General features: G+C 41.5%; 14 protein-coding genes and 1 tRNA gene. 10 read left to right on the top strand and 5 right to left on the bottom strand.

Going from position 1 to position 20424, the window contains the following annotated elements:
- Nucleotides 1-51: 51 nt before the first annotated feature.
- From ACQ2HE_RS04200 to ACQ2HE_RS04190, 3 genes are all read left to right on the top strand, one after another.
- Nucleotides 52-125, top strand: a tRNA-Asp gene (locus ACQ2HE_RS04200).
- A gap of 748 nt (nt 126-873) precedes the next feature.
- On the top strand, nt 874-1965 hold the full coding sequence (locus ACQ2HE_RS04195; protein WP_430901819.1) for a Fic family protein: 1092 nt from the start codon (nt 874-876) through the stop codon (nt 1963-1965).
- Nucleotides 1966-2030: 65 nt separating this feature from the next.
- Nucleotides 2031-2207, top strand: a complete 177-nt coding sequence (locus ACQ2HE_RS04190; protein ID WP_430901817.1) for a hypothetical protein — start codon at nt 2031-2033, stop codon at nt 2205-2207.
- A 17-nt stretch (nt 2208-2224) separates the two neighbouring features.
- On the opposite strand, the gene ACQ2HE_RS04185 is transcribed toward ACQ2HE_RS04190, so the two are convergent.
- The 5 genes from ACQ2HE_RS04185 to ACQ2HE_RS04165 form a co-directional block, all read right to left on the bottom strand.
- The gene (locus tag ACQ2HE_RS04185) at nt 2225-3598 is read right to left on the bottom strand and encodes an APC family permease (RefSeq protein WP_430901815.1); all 1374 of its coding nucleotides are present in this window, start codon (nt 3596-3598) and stop codon (nt 2225-2227) included.
- Nucleotides 3599-3601: 3 nt separating this feature from the next.
- Nucleotides 3602-4666, bottom strand: coding sequence for a mandelate racemase/muconate lactonizing enzyme family protein (locus ACQ2HE_RS04180; RefSeq protein ID WP_430901813.1), 1065 nt, complete (start codon nt 4664-4666; stop codon nt 3602-3604).
- A 2-nt stretch (nt 4667-4668) separates the two neighbouring features.
- Nucleotides 4669-5727: an N-acetyltransferase DgcN family protein gene (locus ACQ2HE_RS04175; protein ID WP_430901811.1), complete on the bottom strand. Its 1059-nt coding sequence runs from the start codon at nt 5725-5727 to the stop codon at nt 4669-4671.
- Nucleotides 5728-5730: 3 nt separating this feature from the next.
- Complete coding sequence (locus tag ACQ2HE_RS04170; protein WP_430901809.1) at nt 5731-7242, bottom strand: N-acyl-D-amino-acid deacylase family protein; 1512 nt, start codon at nt 7240-7242, stop codon at nt 5731-5733.
- Between the two features lie 131 nt (nt 7243-7373).
- Nucleotides 7374-9071 carry a glycoside hydrolase family 43 protein gene (locus ACQ2HE_RS04165; protein ID WP_430901807.1) on the bottom strand — a complete coding sequence of 566 codons (1698 nt, stop codon included), beginning with the start codon at nt 9069-9071 and terminating at the stop codon, nt 7374-7376.
- 146 nt (nt 9072-9217) lie between these two features.
- On the opposite strand from ACQ2HE_RS04165, the gene ACQ2HE_RS04160 reads away from it, so the two are divergent.
- The 7 genes from ACQ2HE_RS04160 to ACQ2HE_RS04130 all read left to right on the top strand — a co-directional run bounded on the left by ACQ2HE_RS04160 (nt 9218) and on the right by ACQ2HE_RS04130 (nt 19771).
- Nucleotides 9218-9802 carry an RNA polymerase sigma factor gene (locus ACQ2HE_RS04160; protein WP_430901805.1) on the top strand — a complete coding sequence of 195 codons (585 nt, stop codon included), beginning with the start codon at nt 9218-9220 and terminating at the stop codon, nt 9800-9802.
- 53 nt (nt 9803-9855) lie between these two features.
- Nucleotides 9856-11028 carry a FecR family protein gene (locus ACQ2HE_RS04155; RefSeq protein WP_430901803.1) on the top strand — a complete coding sequence of 391 codons (1173 nt, stop codon included), beginning with the start codon at nt 9856-9858 and terminating at the stop codon, nt 11026-11028.
- 222 nt (nt 11029-11250) lie between these two features.
- The gene (locus tag ACQ2HE_RS04150) at nt 11251-14532 is read left to right on the top strand and encodes a TonB-dependent receptor (RefSeq protein ID WP_430901801.1); all 3282 of its coding nucleotides are present in this window, start codon (nt 11251-11253) and stop codon (nt 14530-14532) included.
- Between the two features lie 18 nt (nt 14533-14550).
- Nucleotides 14551-16098, top strand: coding sequence for a RagB/SusD family nutrient uptake outer membrane protein (locus ACQ2HE_RS04145; RefSeq protein ID WP_430901799.1), 1548 nt, complete (start codon nt 14551-14553; stop codon nt 16096-16098).
- A gap of 22 nt (nt 16099-16120) precedes the next feature.
- Nucleotides 16121-17011 carry a LamG-like jellyroll fold domain-containing protein gene (locus ACQ2HE_RS04140; RefSeq protein WP_430901797.1) on the top strand — a complete coding sequence of 297 codons (891 nt, stop codon included), beginning with the start codon at nt 16121-16123 and terminating at the stop codon, nt 17009-17011.
- Between the two features lie 50 nt (nt 17012-17061).
- Entirely contained in the window at nt 17062-17865 is an 804-nt protein-coding gene (locus ACQ2HE_RS04135) for a glycerophosphodiester phosphodiesterase (RefSeq protein ID WP_430901790.1), read from the top strand.
- A 628-nt stretch (nt 17866-18493) separates the two neighbouring features.
- On the top strand, nt 18494-19771 hold the full coding sequence (locus ACQ2HE_RS04130; protein ID WP_430901788.1) for a chloride channel protein: 1278 nt from the start codon (nt 18494-18496) through the stop codon (nt 19769-19771).
- The last annotated feature ends 653 nt before the right edge of the window (nt 19772-20424 follow it).

The following is a 20424-nucleotide window of genomic DNA, read 5'->3' as shown; positions in this document are numbered from 1 at the left end:
ATCTTTGCACTCCCAAAACAACAAAATATGTTGTTAGGGAAAACAACCGAAGGATCGGTAGTTCAGTTGGTTAGAATGCCGCCCTGTCACGGCGGAGGTCGCGGGTTCGAGTCCCGTCCGGTCCGCAGAAAAAGAGTCGAAACTAAAGAGAAAAGTTTCGACTTTTTTATTTTACCCCCATCAAAAGAATTGCCGCCCTGTCACGTCTCGTCTGAGACGAGAGGGTTCGAGAAACGTCCGTACCGCAAAATCAAATGCGAAACCAATGAAAAAGGTTTCGGCGTTCAATTTTACCCCCATCAAAAGGATTGCCGCCCTGTCACGTCTCGTCTGAGACGAGAGGGTTCGAGAAACGTCCGTACCGCAAAATCAAATGCGAAACCAATGAAAAAGGTTTCGGTGTTCAATTTTACCCCCATCAAAAGAATTGCCGCCCTGTCACGTCTCGTCTGAGACGAGAGGGTTCGAGAAACGTCCGTACCGCAAAATCAAATGCGAAACCAATGAAAAAGGTTTCGGCGTTCAATTTTACCCCCACCAAAAAAATTGCCGCCCTGTCACGTCTCGTCTGAGACGAGAGGGTTCGAGCTAACAGTTCAACGGTTATTGATGCTTCAACTAGCAAATAGAGGACTGCTGGCGACTACCAATTGAAATATCTGTGATTTTCTTCCTTAAAATCAGTAGCATAAAGTATTAATGTCGAAAATTTGACAATTTTTCACCATTTAAACCTGATGATATATTTTGAATTGACATTAAATATCATTTATGTCGAAAATAATAATTAAATTCACCATTAAACAAGAGAAATGTCGAACAAATCGACTTCATCTTTCGATTATGTAGAAAAAGTACACAAATTTCAACATCATGGCCTACAATAAGAATACTCCCTTCAACGACTTGCCGGCCTTGCCGCCTCAGGACTTCATTGAGTCGCCAGAAATTTTAAGGCGCCTCGCCAAGGCTGCTAGGCATTTGGGGGAATTAAATGGCCTTTGCACCTCTCTGCCCGACCCACAGCTATTGATCAATACAATTATCCTTCAGGAAAGTAAGGACAGTTCGGCTATTGAAAACATTGTGACTACTCAAGATGAACTTTATAAGGCTGCCAGTGAAGAGAATACAGCCAGTCATGCTGCCAAAGAGGTTCTAAGTTACCGGGAAGCCCTGTATGTAGGGTTGGAGAAAATGAACAGCCAAAAGAACCTGCTGCTCACTAATACAATGATTGAAATTGTACAAACAATCAAACGGAATAAATCGGGCATACGAACGGCTCCCGGAACAGCCTTGAAAAATGCAATAAACGGGGAAGTGATTTACACACCACCCTGCTGTGAAGAGGTTTTGAGGGAAAAGCTTACTTCGTTGGAACAATTTATCAATAATCCGGATAGCTCGCCTCTAGACCCCTTGATCAAAATGGCTTTTATCCATTATCAGTTTGAGGCTATCCATCCTTTTGCAGATGGCAATGGCAGAACTGGCAGAATTGTAAATGCGCTATACTTGGTGCAACAAGAGCTGTTAACGCAACCGGTACTATACCTCAGTTCCTACATTGTAAAATATAAAACAGAGTACTATCAATTATTACGTAGCGTAACAGAACAGCAAAACTGGCACGATTGGGTAATGTATATCCTGACAGCTTTAATTGAAACGGCACAGCTTACAACTAAGAAAATAAGGGCTATGCTTTTACTTAAAGAACAATATGAAAAGCAAATGAAGCAAACGTTAGGATCATCCTTTAGTTACGAACTGCTTCAGTTGATGTTTACATTGCCCTACTTAAAAATTGAGCTGCTCGAAAAAAGAGCACTTGCTCACAGGCAAACCGCTTCCGTATGGTTGAAGAAATTGACGGATGCCAATATTTTAAAACCACAAAAAATTGGAAGAACAACTTATTATGTCAATTACAGATTGATGGAGTTGCTTGCTGAGAATTAATCAAGGTTGTAAAGAAATGTACAAAGAATGATGATGAATAAATTGAAGATAACAACTACAAAGCAATGCTGTACTCCTTAGCGGGAAAAGAGAAAATTCTTTCAACTGCAACACTGAAGCTTTCAAAAACCAACTACAAAACACAGGAATTAATTAGCTACTTTAAGATCCAAAATAAAGATAAAATTCCCTTAACAGAAAAGAAGGATAGCATTACCGGAATCAAAATTATTGATCGATAAATAGAAGATGTTTAGAATCAAGATGTCTTCCTTTTAAACCACCAATAAAACGGAGCCCCGCTGCCCATTAACAACAATCCCCAAACCGCTTCGCCCGGTTTGGCAATAATAGTATTTATGAAAAGTACGGCACAAAAAACGCAGAACAGTATGGGAAGAATGGGATAGGCCGGCACTTTGTAGTTGCGCTCTAGCTCCGGATGCTTGATACGCATAATGATAACACCTAGTGCAGAACTACCGTAAAAGAAGAAAGCAGCAAAAATCAACATGTCGGTAAGTTGATCAAAACTTCCACTAAACAACAAAGCGATAGCCCAAAAGCCTTGAATAAACAAAGCCCAATCAGGTGTATTATACTTAGGGTGAACAGAAGATGCATTCTTGAAAAACAACTGGTCGCGCGACATGGCGTACACCATTCGGCCCGACATCATTATGGAACTATTCGTTGCATTCAAGGTACTTACTAGAATTAAACAGGCCACAAGGCTCATCCCTACAGTACCACCCAATGTTGCTGCTACTTCAACAGCAGCAATTTTGTTAGGTGTTGTGCTCAATTGAACAAAGAAATCAATGGGCTGCACATACAAATAAACAATGTTCAACAGCACATATGCAGCAATTACAATCAACGTACCTGTCATTAATGCCAACGGTAAATTGCGCTTTGGGTTCTTGATTTCCTCGCCGATATAGGCAATATTGTTCCATCCCTCATAGCCCCAAAACGCGCCCAAACTGGCTAAAAACATGGCTTTGAATAAATCCATACCCGACAAAGGATTTCCATGTTGCGTATTGAAATGCGCACTGTCGCCTTTTGATGAGCTTAGTCCGAAAATGATGAACAATAAGATTCCCGCTAACAACAAATAAGTGAGATAACCACTCAATTTCTCCGCAAAATGCAAGCCTCGATAGTTCAAATAGGTCAACACAATGATCAATACCGATGCTACTAACTTAACACTTAAATTCTCAAACAATCGAATTCCTAAAAACGCGCTTGAATTTCCCCATGTAGGGAAGTGCAACATGCTATCGAGAGATTGAGCGAAAATATAGGCCAATGCTGAAATGGCAGCCGTTTTCACAATCGTAAAACTCGACCAACCATAAATGTAGGCAAAGAACTTTCCGTAAATTTTCTGGAAATAATAATATTCACCACCTGAATTCGGAAACATACTCACCAATTCAGCGGTAGACAATGCACCGGCCAAACTGATGATACCTGCAATGATCCAACAAAGAATCACCCACCAAGGTGAACCCAAAGCATCCGACATCGGCGCAATTTTCTTAAATACGCCGGAGCCAATAATGACAGCCACTACTAAAAAACTGGCTGACCGAAGTCCAACTTTGGGTTTTAATTGATCCATCTCTTATAATTTATCAAACCCAAATCCGGGTTGCTGATTGATGTACATCTTGCCATTTTTCAATTCAAATCCGCCCTTTACCAAATCTTCCGCCAAATCAAAAGAACCATCCAGATCGAGGTACTTTGTATTCGGACAGGTATAAGCAACGTGCAACGCTGCAGTAATACTAATAATGCTTTCATCATTACACCCCCAGAACAATTCGATATCGGCCTGTTCTGCAATCGTTGCAATTTGACGTGCACCAATCAGTCCACCGCATTTCATCAATTTGATATTGTAGATGCCGAAGGTTTTGTTCCCTGCAAATTTTAAAGCAGCAGCAGGGTTCTTTAAGCTCTCGTCTCCTACCAACAAAGCTCTTTCCTCTGCCGCCAATTCTAGTAGAACCTTCTCCTCTCCTACTTTTACAGGTTGCTCCATTAGTTCCAACTCGTATTTTTTGGTTGCATCAAGAAACTGCTTGGTTTCTTTCAAACCATACCCCTGATTCGCATCCACCCGAACCGTGAAATAAGAGCCATAGGTCTCTTTCAATTTCACTACACGTTCTATGTCTTCCTCAACATTCAATCCGGTTTTCACTTTCAAAACGGTGAATCCAGCTTCCTTAATTTCTTTGGCATCCTCCAAGGTTTTAGCAACCGATTTAATTCCAATGGTGTAAGAGGTAGGAAGCATCGGGGTTTTAATACCATAAAATTCGGCTACTGATATGCCGATATATTTTGTGAATGCATCGTGTAAAGCAAGATCAATAGCGGCCAATGTGCCGGGATACTTTGCATATTCAATTGTAGCTTCATAAATGATCTGCTGAAATTCGCGAATATCCCTTCCCTTTAGTTTTGCTACAAAATCAGACTCCAGATTCCCGAGTGTTTGCTCGGTCGTTTCTCCAACTACATCTTCTGCAGGACTGCCGGAACCAATTCCAACTATTCCATTCGACAATTCAATTTCCAAAAAAGCAATGTGTACATCGCTAAAAGTATTGTAGGCGATGGTATATGGCTTCTTCAAAGCCATTTTCTTTCCGTAAGAACGAATTGCAACAATATTCATCTCTATTTTTTTTGAGCGATCAGCTCTTTTAATTGTGGTAAAATGGGTTCTACGCCTTCTTGCATGGGCAACAATACCGGTATTCCCAGCTTTTCTTGATACTCTTTTTGATACGCAAACGCTTCTTCGGGAGTACAATCTTCGGTGTTAATGGCAACGGCAATTACTTTTGATCCAAAGGCGTGGATCAGTGCGATCTCTGACTCCACCGATGGAATACGTCCCCAATGCTCATCATTGTCGAAGTATTTTCGCTTCGGTGCAAAAAGCAAGATCACATGCTTGGCATCTCCTGATATCAGCAATTCTGAACCGCAGGGGCCGCTTGGATTTCTCAAACTGCTTTGACCCTCAATAAAAATGATTTCGGCACCACTTTCTTTCCAGGCACTTACAATGGCATGCTCCAATTCACCCGACACAAAATCATTCAGCGTAGAGTCGAATACAAATCCATATTTTCCTCCTTGCAACCATCCGGTTTGTCCGGTGTATACCATCTCACTCTTGATACCGTTTTTATCGCAGGCCTGTCGCAACATTCTAGCTGTGGTTCTTTTACCCATAGCGCAATCCATTCCAATTACGGCAATGATCGGCGCTTTTACTTTGAATACTTCTCCGGTCCAGAAATGCAATTGCTCTCTTGTTTTTGGCTTTCGAACATCAATCAACTGTACACCGTGTTGTTGCGCCAAAGCTACCACCTCGGGCTTTTCATTCAAATACTCGTGTAAGCCGTTCACGATCGACAAGCCGGAAGCAATCGCCGTCTTTACAACTTCCAGCATATTGCCAGGCAATCGACCTCCCACCGTGGCCACTCCAATGACCAAATATTGAATATCCGTTAATGAAGCAAGAGCTTCTGAAAGATTTGAAAATACCGGTATGTTGCGGTGTTTGCCATCGAGCAATTCGCCGGCATCCTTTCCCTTGGTTTGTTCTCCATCGATAATTCCTTTAACGGTAAAACGTTCCGTTCCCCGAATCAACCCGTGAGCAGTTTTAGCATCGGGTTGCACCAATAATCCATTGGTGAGTACAAGTGCATTGTTCATGTGCTATGATCCTCTTTTAATAAGTGTTCCTGATAATTTTCCGGTTGCTTTCTGTTGTTGAAATACCAATTCTCCATTCACCCAAACCATTTCAATGCCGCTTGAAAGTGCTTTGCTGTTTTGTATGGTAGCATTGTCTTTTACAATGAACGGGTCGAACAACACCAGATCAGCAAAGTAGCCCGGTGCAATAATTCCCCGATTCTTAATTCCTAAATTTTCTGCAGTTAAACCGGTCATTTTAAATATAGCATGTTCTAAACTCAGTACTTTTTCCTCACGAACATATTTCCCCAATACTCTGGGAAAAGATCCATACCCACGGGGATGGCCACCCGTATTTCCATCGGAACACAGGCAACTGTGTGGCCATGCTATGAAGTTGGCGACATCTTTATCATTCATACCTTTTGCGGCAATGGCTTCCACTGTTCCTTTAAAATCGGGATGTTGCGCTTTGAAGTCGGAAGCAATTTGAATGAGATTGATCAAAGTTTGGGCAGGTCTTTCTTTTCGCAAGGAGGCAATTTGTTCAATTGTTTTTCCTTTGTATTCCGGTATGGGGGCGTATTGTACTAGATAAGATTCATTTGCATTGAAGGTTTCTCGAACAGCAAATTCAGCGCTCTCAATACTGGTGTAGTCTCTTCGAGGAAACAAAACTCGCAAAGTTGAATTCCAAAAATTATATGGATATACGTCGGCAGTGATGTTCACTCCCTCGCCACGAGCTTTCTCCAGAAGAGCAAGAAACTCATTTGAGCGACCCCATTTAGATACCATGCTGATCTTTAGATGTGAGATTTGAACCGGCATTTTGGTAATGCGTCCAATTTCGATGATCTCATCTAATGCATCTTCTATGGTGATGTCTTCACTTCGAATGTGACTAATGTATCGACCATTCTGAGAGGCGGTTGTTTTGGCCAATTCAATTACTTCTTCGCGTGCAGAGAAAAAAGCTTCTTCGTATTCCAATCCGGTTGAAAGTCCTAGTGATCCCTTAGCCAAATCTTCCAGCAACAGCGTTTTCATCTTTTCAACCTCAGCATTCGTTGCTTTTCTGAAAACATCTTTTTCGCCCATCACTTTCTCACGCAAACTGGAATGACCGGTATAGGTAGCTACATTTACTGCAATAGGATGAGCTTTTATTTGAGCCTCTAATTCATCAACGGGTTCGCTTCCACCATCTTGACCAATTACGATCGTTGTTACACCTTGATTGGTGACCGGTACTCCCGTTGGTTGCGTTCTTAAGCTTTCAAAATGGTGACTGTGCGCATCGATGAAACCCGGTGCCAACACTTTTCCTTTTCCATCGATAACCTTTTCTCCTATACGAGGTTTGAGCGTGCCTACTTCTTTGATCTTATTCCCCTCTAAACGAACGGCCCCCTTATATCTCACTGCACCTGTACCATCTACAATGGTGACGTTTGTGATCAATTGCGCATTGATTGATATCGTAAAGCTTAGAAGAAATAATAGTAAAGAAAGGAGTTTTGGTTGCATACGAAACGAGTGGGTTAAAATATTTCGTAATATACCAAAAACCCTGTTTTAGCGCCTAAGATTCTAATTGAAGTGATTAAAAGAACACCCAAAATTCCAACACAAACGATTGAGTTAATTGCAAGAACTGGTTATTCAACCCGAAACCAGTCCACATCAATATAACCCCCATTTTTAGTTCCGGGCTTACCTGTACAATACAATCCCATTTTAGCGCCAATCCATGTATCAGGTTTAGCATTAAAAGCATTGCCAATTCCCATATAGTTAACACCATCGATACTATAGGTGAATTTACACAAAGCGGCAGGTCCTACAACGGTTAACCTGATCCAAACAGAATCGGATGGAAAAGGAATCGGTTCTTGCAATTGCTCGGCTGTATTCTTCTTTGCATTCAAACAACTTGCAAACTGCAAGGCATAGCCGCTTGCAGTTCGAACCAGCGATACATGCGCATAATCGTCTCCCATTACAATAAATCCGCCTCTTTTTCCTACGCTATTATCAGCATCAAATCCTGCTTTCAGCTTAGCAGTTGCAGTAAAGCTTTCTGCAGGAAATTTTTGAAGATATAAATTAGGTAGGTTCCAAAAATTAACATTCGCATCGGTTGGAGCGGCAAACAATCGCAAAATTCCTGAACCGGCAACTTGTGCAGACCAAGTGATCTGTGGATTCGCATGCCATTGCCAAGGCAGGCCCATCGAACTCGAATTAAATTCATCAGATTCGGCCGGATTGTGACGAGCAGCTAAACTAATTGGCTTTTTATAACTGAGCACCGGTGTTCCCTTTCCATCACCATCTTCATCTGTTCCAATGACCGGCCAATTATTGACCCAATCCATTGGCTGCAAATGCACTACTCGGCCATAAGCTCCCTTGTCTTGAAAATGCAAAAACCAATAACTGTTTCCTACAGTAACCATGGCTCCTTGATGGGGACCATTGATAACACTGTTTCCTTGATCCATCACCACTTTTCTCTCGTAAGGACCGAAAATGTTTTTAGAACGAAGGACTAGCTGCCATCCTGTTTTTACACCACCCGCAGGAGCGAATATATAGTAGTAGCCATTCAATTTATAAAGTTTAGGTCCTTCAATAGTTGGATCAATTCCATGCCCGTCGTATACATGCTTACCTGCATCAATAACCGAATCTCCTGCTTTATTCAACTGATAAACAGTGATCAAACTGTTCACGCCGGCCCTACTTCCGGCCCAAGCTACGGCCATGTACACTTTTCCATCGCTATCGCGCAAGGTAGTTGGATCTATGATTCCTTTTCCGGGCAAAACGAGAATGGGCTTGCTCCAGGCTTTCGAGGGATCCTTTGTTTTCACCATATAGATTCCGTAATCAGGGTCCGGGTAATAAATAAAAAATTCTCCATTATGGTAGTTCCAAGAAGGAGCCCACACACCGGCGCCGTGCATTGGTTGTTGGAAAACCGTTTCCGGCACTAGCCTTGGCAAAGCATAGTTGATTATTTGCCAATTCACCAGATCTTTCGAATGTAAAATAGGTAAACCCGGAACACAGTTGAAGCTTGAGGCAGTGAGATAATAATCATCTCCCACTTTAATGACGTCCGGATCTGAATAATCGGCATTGATCACCGGATTTTTATAACGGCCATCGCCTAAATCGGGATTCCAAGCCTTTGAGTTTGATTGAGAAAATGATTTCAAACTCATCAACAATAAGAGCGTCAAACATATTTTGTTGGCAAACATAAAGTCAGTATTCTGAGTTGGAAAGTACTGGTATTCTTTTCGAAACGAATCAATTAACGGTAAGTATTTCTCCGCAATCGTTGCCATACGAAGTATCCCATTGCCAAAATTTGAAATTAGTATTTTTTGGGCCAGCAAATCACATATTAAAAAGTTATCATTTTTGAATCGCATTTAATAAAATCATTAAAAATTCGCTTAATACATCGGTACACTGTTAATTTTGTAGTGTAATGGAGGAGAAAGAACTACATAGCGATCTTGAATTGGTGGGCAGAATTCAATCCGGTGATAAATCGGCTTTCAACGAGTTGTATTATAAATATCACTTGTCTCTTTACAAAAACGCTTTGAAGTTTACCAAGAATACAGTTGTTTCAGAAGACATTGTACAGGAAACATTTGTAACCCTATGGCAAAAAAAAGATCATCTTGTTATTGATCAGCCGGTATCAGGATGGCTGTTTGTTATCTGTTATAACAAGTCTATTAATTGGCTCAAAAAGCAAGCGTTGGAACAGCGATCTAAAACTGAACTTTCATCCTTACTTAAGGAAGAGCACGATACACAAAGCCAATACGAATACCACCTTTCGCTTTTGAACAAAGCCATGGACCAACTATCACCTCAAAAAAGAGCTGTGTTTGAGCGCTGCAAGCTACAAGGTAAAACCTACAAAGAAACAGCTGCAGAATTGCAAATCTCACCCCATACTGTAAAAGAATATTTGACAGGTGCCATGAATGCCATTCGTGCTTTTATCCATCAACACCCCGAAACGGCCTTTTACATTGTTTTTTTTGGAGGAATCCTTTAACCCTCCCCCCATTTACGAAACTTCATTGTATTTAAACTATAAAACGATTGCTTTTGAAAAAAGACCTTCAAAGAGTAGTTCAATTGCTCGAATCGGCCTCCTTGTCGGAATCCGACAAACAGTTCCTTATTAACTATCTGAATGACCCCCAGTCCGACGAATTAAAAATTTCTCTATACCTCGATTTCTTAGAAAACGCTGAACAAGAACAGCTTTCCAATCCTGAATTTTCAGAACGTTTACTCGAAAAAATACATGCAGAAATAGGAACAGAAAGGAAAAAAGCTCCTGTTTTCAGATTAAATTGGAAATGGACTGCAGCTGCTGTTCTGTTAGGAATACTGGGAATCATTGCTGTTCAACTGTTGCAGCCCAAGCCGGTTCCTCCAATAGTAAAGCTTGAACCTGCTGCACCCAACGAAGTGCCGGCACCCACTATTTCAAAAGCCTATATCACCCTCAGTACCGGAGAAAACTTGGTGATCGATTCTTCCAAATCGGGTCAATTGGCTATAGACGCCAATGTTCAAATCACTAAAAACAACGATGGTTCTATCGCCTATTCCGGTTCTTCCACTGCGGTTACTTTCAATACACTTACCAATCCGAGAGGTAGCAAGCCCGTTAGCATTATTTTAAACGATGGCACCAAAGTATGGCTGAATACAGCCAGCAGCCTCACTTACCCCACAGCATTCACCGGCACTACCCGTGAAGTATCGATCATTGGAGAAGCCTATTTTGAAGTAAGTAAAAATGAAGCGCATCCTTTCAAGGTTAAACTCGGAGAAAAAGGAACCGTTACGGTATTAGGAACGCATTTCAATATCAACCGATATGATGACGAACAGTTCACTGCGGTTACTCTTTTGGAAGGAAGCGTCCGTTATGAAACGAGTCCCCAGCAATCAGTACAACTTAGCCCGGGACAGCAAGCCAATTTCAACAATGGCGCTGCTATTTCTGTCGATAAAAACGTCAATATAGAAGCCGTGATGGCATGGAAAAATGGTCTGTTCTATTTCAATCAAGCTGATCTTGGAAACGTGATGCGCCAAATTGCGAGATGGTACGATATGGACCTTGAATTCAAAGGTGCGATTCCAAAAAGAAGATTCGGTGGAGAAATGCAACGCGATTTGAAGTTGAATGAGGTATTGAAACTATTAGAAACCAATAAAGTGAAATTTAAAATCGAAGGAAAACAAATCACTGTATTTCCATAAAAAGCAAAAACCGCTTCAACGGCAATTGAAGCGGCGAACGCTGGATTTGATAAATAAAGCTTAGGAGAATTATTTATTGTTAAACCCAAACATTGCAAAAGTATGAAATTAAACCACTGCAGTGAGGGAAGCTATCCCCCTGTACCGAAGTCAACAACATGGACTTCCGTCCGAAAGCTTGCCGGACGCGTGATTCGTCAAAATCAAACATTTTATCGGGTTATGAAATTAACGACCCTGTTACTCACGATTGCGCTTGTTCAAGTTCATGCTGCCTCCAATGCTCAGGCAGTTTCCCTTTCAGTGAAACAAGCCCCCTTGCTAAAAGTATTCGAGTCTATCAAAACTCAAACAGGCTATGTCTTTTTCTATGACGCACAATTGCTGGAAAAAGGTAAACCCGTTTCTATTAATGTAAAAAATCAACCCCTAGATCAGGTTCTGAAACAGGTATTTGCAGATCAACCCTTTACTTGGACAATTGTAAACAAAACCATCGCCATTGTTCCAAAGGTTCAAATAACAGAAGCTGTAGCAGTTGATACCAGTTCTGAGGAGCCGGCTTATGCAAAAATTAGTGGCAAGGTTGTCGACGAAAAAGGAAGCCCTCTTTCCGGAGCAACTGTATTAATTAAAGGTAGTTCTGTTGGTACAAAAACAGATGCCGACGGTAGTTTTAGCATTGAAGCCGAACCCAATTCAGTGTTGGTAGTTTCTTTTGTTGGTTACGAATCGCAGGAGGTTTCAATTGCCAACAAAACCATTGTCTCAATTAAACTGAAACCCTCCATTACTGTAAATGAACAAGTAGTGGTAATTGGTTATGGAACACAAAGAAAAAGAGACCTCACGGGTAGTATTTCCTCTGTGAAAGGTGAAACGGTGGCCAAACAACCTGCTACCAACCCCATCGCTTCATTACAAGGTAAAGTAGCCGGATTAACCATTTCAAACTCGGGTCGCGCCGGGGCAAGTCCGGTGGTTCGCATTCGCGGTATCAATAGTACCAATAGTGCCAGTCCGGTTTATGTTGTAGATGGAATTCTGCAAGACAATATCGACTTCTTAAACCCCGCCGATATCGAAACCATAGATATCCTGCGTGATCCATCTTCCATCGCTGTGTACGGTTTGAGAGGTGCCAATGGTGTAATTGCCGTTACCACCAAAAAAGCGGCTCGTGGTGAAACACGCATCAACTTTCAAAGTAACGTGGGCGTACAAAAAGTGCAAGACCGCATTAGAGTAGTTGATGCAGCCGGATTCAAGAAATTGTATACAGCGCAGTTGGCTAATTTGAACGCAGCTCCCTTTGATTATACGAACTACACAGCCAATACGAATTGGCAAGACCAGATTTTGAGAGATGCCGTTATTGCTAGCGGTAATTTAAGTATCGCCAACAGCAGTGAAAAAAGTACAACGTATATCAATATTGGATACACGAATCAAGAGGGCGTACTTAAAAATGATACGTATAAAAGATACATGGCAAGGGTAAACGAGGAAATTCGTTTTAACAATAACATTAAAGTTGGTGCCGATATCACAGCGTACCACTATAATTCGAATCCTCCAGGGGCCTCTATCACCAATGCATTGTGGGCTGCTCCAATTGTTCCTATCCAATTAGACGCTAAAACCTACTACGCAATGCCTTCATTCCAAAGAGCGCAAGTGGGTAACCCGGTTGCAGCACTAAAAAGAAACGACGGAGCAAACATCGATTATGGCTACCGACTAATTGGAAGTCTTTTTGCTGAAATTAAATTCGCAAAATACTTTACTTGGAAATCGATCGGCTATACTGATTTATCAGTTAACATTGGTAGAAGTTATAGCCGTCTGCCATTCTCCTTTATTAATTTAGGCGAAGGCGCAGCACCTACAACCACTACTTTTGATAATTCAGTTAGAACATCTGTTTCACAAAGTCAAAGTGAATCAAAACGCTTCCAACAAGATCATACCTTAACTTTCAATAAGAAGTTTGGAAATCACAGTGTGAATGCACTCGCCGGTTTCACCACTATTTACAATTACAGTTCGTATGTAAACGGTACACGTCGCGACACATCAGTAAACATCAACGACAATCCAGACTTCTGGTACATTGGTGTTGCCAACCAAAACAATCCGGGTAATTTTGATGGTGGTGGCGGTGAAAGTGCCATTTCCGGTGCTTTTGGTAGAATTTCCTATTCATACAATGGAAAATATTTATTGAATGCAACAGTAAGAAGAGACGGTAGCTCAAAATTTGCACCTCAAAACAGATGGGGTACTTTCGGAAGTGTGGGTGCAGGTTGGGTACTAAGTGATGAGAAATTCTTTGACCGTCTTTCATTCATCAACTACTTTAAATTGAGAGGTGCTTGGGGCTTGACCGGTAATGCAAATGGATTTGCCGACAATCTCTACAAACCGGGTATCTCTAACGCGTCTACCGCTATTTTCGGCGACAATATTTACACTTCTATACAAGCTGCCTACATTCCTGATCCAAATTTACATTGGGAAACAGTACGTGGTATCGATGTAGGTTTTGATGCCAGAACATTAGGGAATCGTTTGGGTATTGAATTTACCTTGTACGATCGTACTACTACCGATATCTTAACCGCAGTAACCCTTCCAAATGAAAGCAGAAGTTATTTTACCAACCTCGGTAAAATCACCAACAAGGGTATAGAATTGGCTTTGAACTGGAACGATCAAATTGGTAAAGACTGGGCTTACAGTGTTTCCGCTAATTTCAGCTACAATAAAAACAAAGTAAACTCTATTGGTGATAATTTCAACTTCTCGATCATCGGAAACGGTGGCGCGAACTTAACAACCACAGGTCAATCCATCGGCTATTTTTACGGATACGTTCAAACCGGTATCTATCAATCTACCGCCGATTTAGCCAAACAACCGGCTTTTGTAAACTCTCTACCAGGTGACATCTCTTACTTGGATGTGAACGGTGATGGTGCCATTACGCCCGCCGACAGAACTTATATCGGTACGCCCTTCCCTCCCTACAGCTTTGGTGGTAGCGCCTCCGTATCATACAAAGGAGTTGATTTGGAAGTAGATGTTCAAGGTATGGCGGGACATAAAATTTACACTCAGCGCCGTACTTCAACATTCGCAGTGTTGAACTATGAAAGCAACCGTTTGAATGCATTCACAACGGCCGGTTCTACCAACATTGAACCCATTCTCGACAATACACGTGGTAATAACTTCCTCATGAGTACTTACTATTTGGAACCAGGCGATTATTTCAGACTTCGCAACATTCAAATTGGATACAATTTCACGAGCACTTCACTTACCAAAGTGGGAATTAAGAAAGCCCGTGCTTACGTGAACGGTCAGAATGTTAAAACCTGGAGTCAAGTTACCGGCTATTCTCCCGAACCTTTGATCGGAAGTATCCTTGGTGGTGGAGCCGATAACGGAGCCTATCCTGTTCCTGCTATTTACTCATTTGGATTAAACCTCACTTTTTAATTGAAACGATTCAAACATATGTTAACGAAATTATTTTCAAATCGATTCATCTTTTCAAGTCTTGCAATAGCCCTACTATTGGGAGCAAGCTCTTGTAAAAAAGATTTTCTTGACACCAACCGTCAAGGTGGATACGATGCCGATAATTACCCGTATCCCGGTGGTTCAGGCCCCTACGATCAATACATTTTTGGAGCTTACAATGAGCTCAGAAGCTTCAACGTTCATAGTCAGAGTTTTATAACAGCAACAAGTATCCGTAGTGACGATGCCGATAAAGGTAGTACACCGGCCGATGGTGGTGCTAATGCAATAGATATGGACAATTTCCCTGTGTTGCCTAGTAATGGATTTGCGAACACCTTGTGGGTAGGCTACTATGGCCTCATCAACAAGTGCAACGTAACCATCAAGGAAGTAAACACGAATCCTAATATTGAAGCCACTACTCAAATCAAAAATCAAACCATTGCAGAGGCAAAATTCATGCGTGCCTATGGCTATTTCATGTTGGTTCGATTGTTTGGCAATGTTCCTAAAATTGATACCGTTTTTGCTAATACCACTTCTCAAAACAATGTGCCCCAAAGCACAGCAGCCGAAATCTATGGTTTTATTGAATCGGATCTGAACTTCGCCGCTGCTAACCTGCCTTTGTCTTGGGATGCAAAATTTGTTGGGCGAGCCACTCGTGGTGCTGCCAATGGATTGTTAGCGAAAGTTTACCTCACGCAAGGAAAATGGGGTATGGCGATGACAACGGCGGCGGCTGTAATGAGCAGCGGTCAATATGATCTGTCAACTACCTACGATAAAATTTTCCGTGAAGAAGGAGAAAATAGTAAGGAAAGTGTATTTGAAGTTCAAGCAACAGCATCTGCGTCTATTACCACATCAAACGGAGTACAATATGCGCAAATACAAGGTATTCGTGGATCAGGCGTTTGGGATTTGGGATGGGGATGGAATTCTCCAAGTACTTATTTGGAAGCTGCCTACGAGGCCAATGACCCACGTAAAAACCGTACTATATTATACACCAGTACAGCCACAACAACCTATCAAACCATTTATGGAGAGAACATCCCGGTAGGATTGCCTAACCCACGTTACAATAATAAAGTGTATACCAATCCATCACTTCGTTCTTCTATTGGAAATAGATTTGGTTACTGGATGAATTTACGAGTGTTGCGCTATTCTGATGTTGTGTTGATGTTTGCCGAAGCAGCCAACGAAGTGGGTGGAACTGATAATATTACAGCAGCAAGAGCAGCTCTCAACAGTGTTAGAGCACGCGCAAGAAACGGTAATGCTGCTATCCTACCCGATGTAACCACTACCGATCAAGCCGAATTGAGAGAAGCCATTCGTAAAGAAAGAAGAGTGGAACTGGCCATGGAACATGAACGCTTCTTCGACATCGTTCGTTGGGGTATTGCGCAAACCGTTCTCAATGCATCCGGCAAACCGAATTTTAGCAATAGCCGCGATGTATTGTTGCCCATTCCTCAAACGCAAATCGACTTGAGTGCCGGCGTTTTGAAACAAAACCCCGGTTATTAATCAACCTCAAAATTGAATTCTAATGAAACGTTCGATTCAAAAAATATCAACCCTTTCTTTTATACTGGCAGGCCTACTACTCACAGGAAGCGCCTGTAAAAAAGATGGCAATCCTAATAACTTACCTAGCGTAAGTGCAGATCAATATGCAGGAAAAATTGACGGCTACTCCAGCAGTGATGAAGTGTTTCCTGAAAACTTAGTAGCCTACTGGAGTTTCGACGATACCAAATCGGAGCAGAAATCGGGCACTGCCCCAACTCAAACCGCCAACGATGCTTTTGTAGCAGGAGGAGTTAGAGGAAAAGCCATCAGCTTAACGGCAGGCTATCTTTATTACGCCAATCAATTTTCGGCCTTCAAAACTGATTCGCTCAAAAGTTTTACCATCAGCACATGGGTGAAAATATTGAACAATGGCTCGAAAAGAACCATGCTATTGCAATTGGCGCGTCCGGGATTATTCACTGGAAACATTAATTTTCATTTGAATACCCAATCATTTCCTGCATCTAATACGTCCACGCTGAGAATTCAACCAACCTTCGCTACTGTTGGAGGTGGAACTCAAGATAACTTGAACAGCAGTTTGAGTCCAACTATTGGAGCCGACAAATGGACCCACATTCTTCTTACCTATAATGGAACAACAGGGGTATTTGATATTTGGGCAGATGCGGTTAAAGTGGGAGCCTTCCCCAATCGTGGAGTTGGCAACAACTTGTTCAAAAGCAATGAACCTAGTGAATTCATCATTGGATCGAATTACAACGGAATTCCCGGTAAATCAGTAAGTGCCGATGTTTCCATCGCACCCATGACCGGCCAAATTGATGAAATCCGAATTTATAATAAAGCGCTACCCGATGCTTTTATAAGAGCGCTTTTCAATTTAGGAAAAGCAAATAAATAATGATTTGGTAAAAAGGTACTACTGCAAAACAGTAGTACCTTTCTAGTATTATGAAAAAGTTGATCCTTCCCATCGCCTTTTTGGCTAGCTTGCTATCCTGTAAACCTAGCGGAAAATTAACCCGATCGGTTATGAACAGTCCGGTTATTGCACATAGAGGTGCTTTCAAAGCCAATCATTTTCCTGAGAATTCCATAGCGTCGCTCAAACATGCCATTCAACTCAACTGCTTTGGCTCTGAATTCGATGTGTGGATGACAGCCGATGATTCTTTGGTAGTGAACCACGATCCGAAGTTTCACAATTTGGAAATCGAAAAAACCGACTTTAAGACCCTTCAACAGTTTCAACTCTCCAATGGAGAACCACTTCCAACGTTGAGAAATTACTTAAGAGCCGGATTAGACAACAATCCCTCTACCCAATTAATTCTCGAAATCAAACCCAGCAATATCAGCAAGGAGAGAGGACAGATCGTAGCCGTTAAAGTGGTTGAACTCGTATTGGCTGAAAAAGCCAGCCATCGAACCGCTTATATCAGTTTCGATTTTGATATGTTGGTGAAAATTCGATCACTTCTCAAGAAAGCTCATTTACAATATTTGAATGGAGATAAATCACCTGCAGAAGTGAGAGCGGCGGGATTGGACGGTCTTGATTATCATTTCTCTGTTTTTCAGAAAAATCCGGACTGGATCGATCAAGCGAAAAATTTGGGGTTGAAATTAAATGCTTGGACGGTAAACGATATTGGTATCATGAATTGGTTATTGGATAAGAAATTCGACTACATCACTACCAACGAACCCGAGCAATTACAGGCATTGGTGAACGAAAGATCTGTAAAAAAATAACGTCTAATTAATTTTATTCTTTTGGGTTAGAGAGGGCGATTGAATGAAGGTTGTGTGATATTCAAATTGGTCCTTTTCTAACCCTTTTTTTCAATTCTTTCTTTACAACTGCTACTATTTGTATCAGGTTTTAAGTTTTTGAGTTTTGTGTTTTAGGCTTTGGGCTTTAGGCTTTTTTTGACCACAGATTCGCACAGATTTGAACGGATTTACCACAGATTGGCCTCCAATATTCAACTTGTCCGATTTTTTATTTTTGAACCGCGGCGGCGCAGCGTCCTTCGACTGTGCCTTCGGCCCGCTCAGGACAAGCCCGCAGCGTTTTCGCAGCGCTGGCAGTTTTTCTGTATTTCCTCGTTTCCCGCAACGGCTATCGCCTGTCCCGTATCGTTCCTCACGGGATAGACTCGACTGCTTTTGCTACGCAAAGCCAGCCTACTCCTTTGTCTGCCTCCCCCCTGTTCTTCTTCCTGTTCATTCTTGATCTCACCGGCTGTTCCATTATTAATTATTACTTATTAATTATTAATTAGCTCGGCTGTTCCATTATTAATTATTACTTATTAATTATTAATTAGCCCCCCTGTTCTTTCACAACTCTCCTTCCCATTTCCCCTATCTTTACCCCGTGAAACCCATCTCTCTTCGTCTTTTTGGAAGCTTGTTGGCAGTGGCCGGAATCACGGGATCTTTGGTTGCATTTTTCCTTTGGTCGCTAGACAAGGTGACTCAGTTTCGCTGGCACCACAATTGGCTGCTTTTTTTACTGCCACTAGGTGGATTGCTCATTTATTACCTCTATCAAAAATTTGATCCCGAGGCTGAGAAAGGGAACAATTTGATTATCGACGAAATTCATCATTCCCCGAACGAATTAAAACCTTCGATTACACCACTGATTTTATTCAGTACCCTGATCACCCATCTTTTTGGAGGTTCAGCGGGAAGAGAAGGCACGGCTGTACAAATGGGAGGAGGTATCAGTAAATGGTTCATCGATCGAATCAGCTTTACGGAAGAAGAAAAAAAGCTGCTCTTCCTTTGCGGCATGTCGGCAGGTTTTGCCGCCATTTTCAACACTCCAGTAACCGGAGCTGTTTTTGCCATCGAAGTGTTGGCCATCGGTTCACTGCATCGAGAGGGGTTCTTGCCCTGTTTATTAGCAGCATTTGTAGGTCAGTTGGTGACCAATGCATTCCCCATTTCACACACCCATTATTCGATTCACCTCACCAAGCCTTCACTTTTTTCATCCCCCTTGCATCTCAATTTGAAACTGCTAGGGTACGTCTTGATTGCCGGAGTCTTGTTCGGACTTGTGGCCAAGTTGTTTGTGTTGATCTTGGAAAATATCAAGAAATACAGCCAAAAAACATTTTCAAAAAAATATCAATCAATCATATTAGGTGGACTGTTAATCATTGCATTAGGGCAAATTAATTCCATTCAACCTTATCTTGGATTAGGAGTAAGCAATCTAAACCCTAAGGACCCCTCCTTGATCAATGCATTCAACTCAAGCATCAACACTCCTCACAGTGCCTGGTTTTTAAAACTGATGCTGACAGCTATTACGCTCGGATTCGGTTACAAGGGCGGAGAAGTTACCCCGCTATTCTTTATTGGAGCCACCTTCGGCAATGCCCTTGCTGGAACATTCGGCCTACCCGTCGACTTATTTGCCGGACTCGGATTTATAGCAGTTTTCTGCGGAGCCACCAACACGCCTATTGCCTGCACCCTTATGGGCATCGAATTGTTTGGATGGGAATACGGACTCTACTATGCCACAGTGTGCCTATTCGCATATTACGTCTCAGGGCAAAAAGGCATCTACCATGCTCAAAAAAACAACCAACCCAAAGGCTACCGAACCAAAAACCTATTAAGGCTCGGGAAAAGATAACGGCACATTGCATGACAATTCTTAAACCGCCTCCAGCCTCCGAAGCCAATATCCTCAAAACACCAGCACGGACCCATTCACCAAAACCAAAGCTTCAACAAAACCTCATAAAAAATTTAAAATCAGATATTTAAAACACAAAATTCAAAACCACTTCACAGGCTTCTCCCCACCAGAACTCAACTTTTTTGAATTAAACATGTTTTATACATATAATATAATGATTTTAATTTATTTACAACTTAAATATTTTAAATATACATAACTGAATCATGACTTTTCCGCTATTTTGACCTCAAATTCCGTCGATTCAATAGATTTAGAAAAACAAACTAAAAAATTGATTAATAAATACTTATACGGCTCTTCGAGACTAAGAATCAGCTCAAAAAGTCTTCATTTCCCAAAAATGTTCCACGGCTGATCACCAATTCCGGCTCCAAAACCTTAAAACAAGGCTTTTAAGCCCCCTTTTGTTTGTTAATTAGATGCTAAAAGATCATTTGTGGAAAACTTGAATTCTACTCCACTATTTTTCGATCAATATTCTCATTGATAATTGATTACAGCATTTATTTTTAATTATAAATCAATAAAAATTGATTGTTTTTGTACGAGTTTATAGAAATAATAACCTATCTTGCTGACTTCCG

It is taken from the genome of Endoryza foliicola, from assembly GCF_050589245.1.
In the GTDB taxonomy this organism is placed as follows: Bacteria; Bacteroidota; Bacteroidia; order Chitinophagales; family Chitinophagaceae; genus Endoryza; species Endoryza foliicola.
This window is presented reverse-complemented; position numbering and strand designations above follow the sequence as displayed.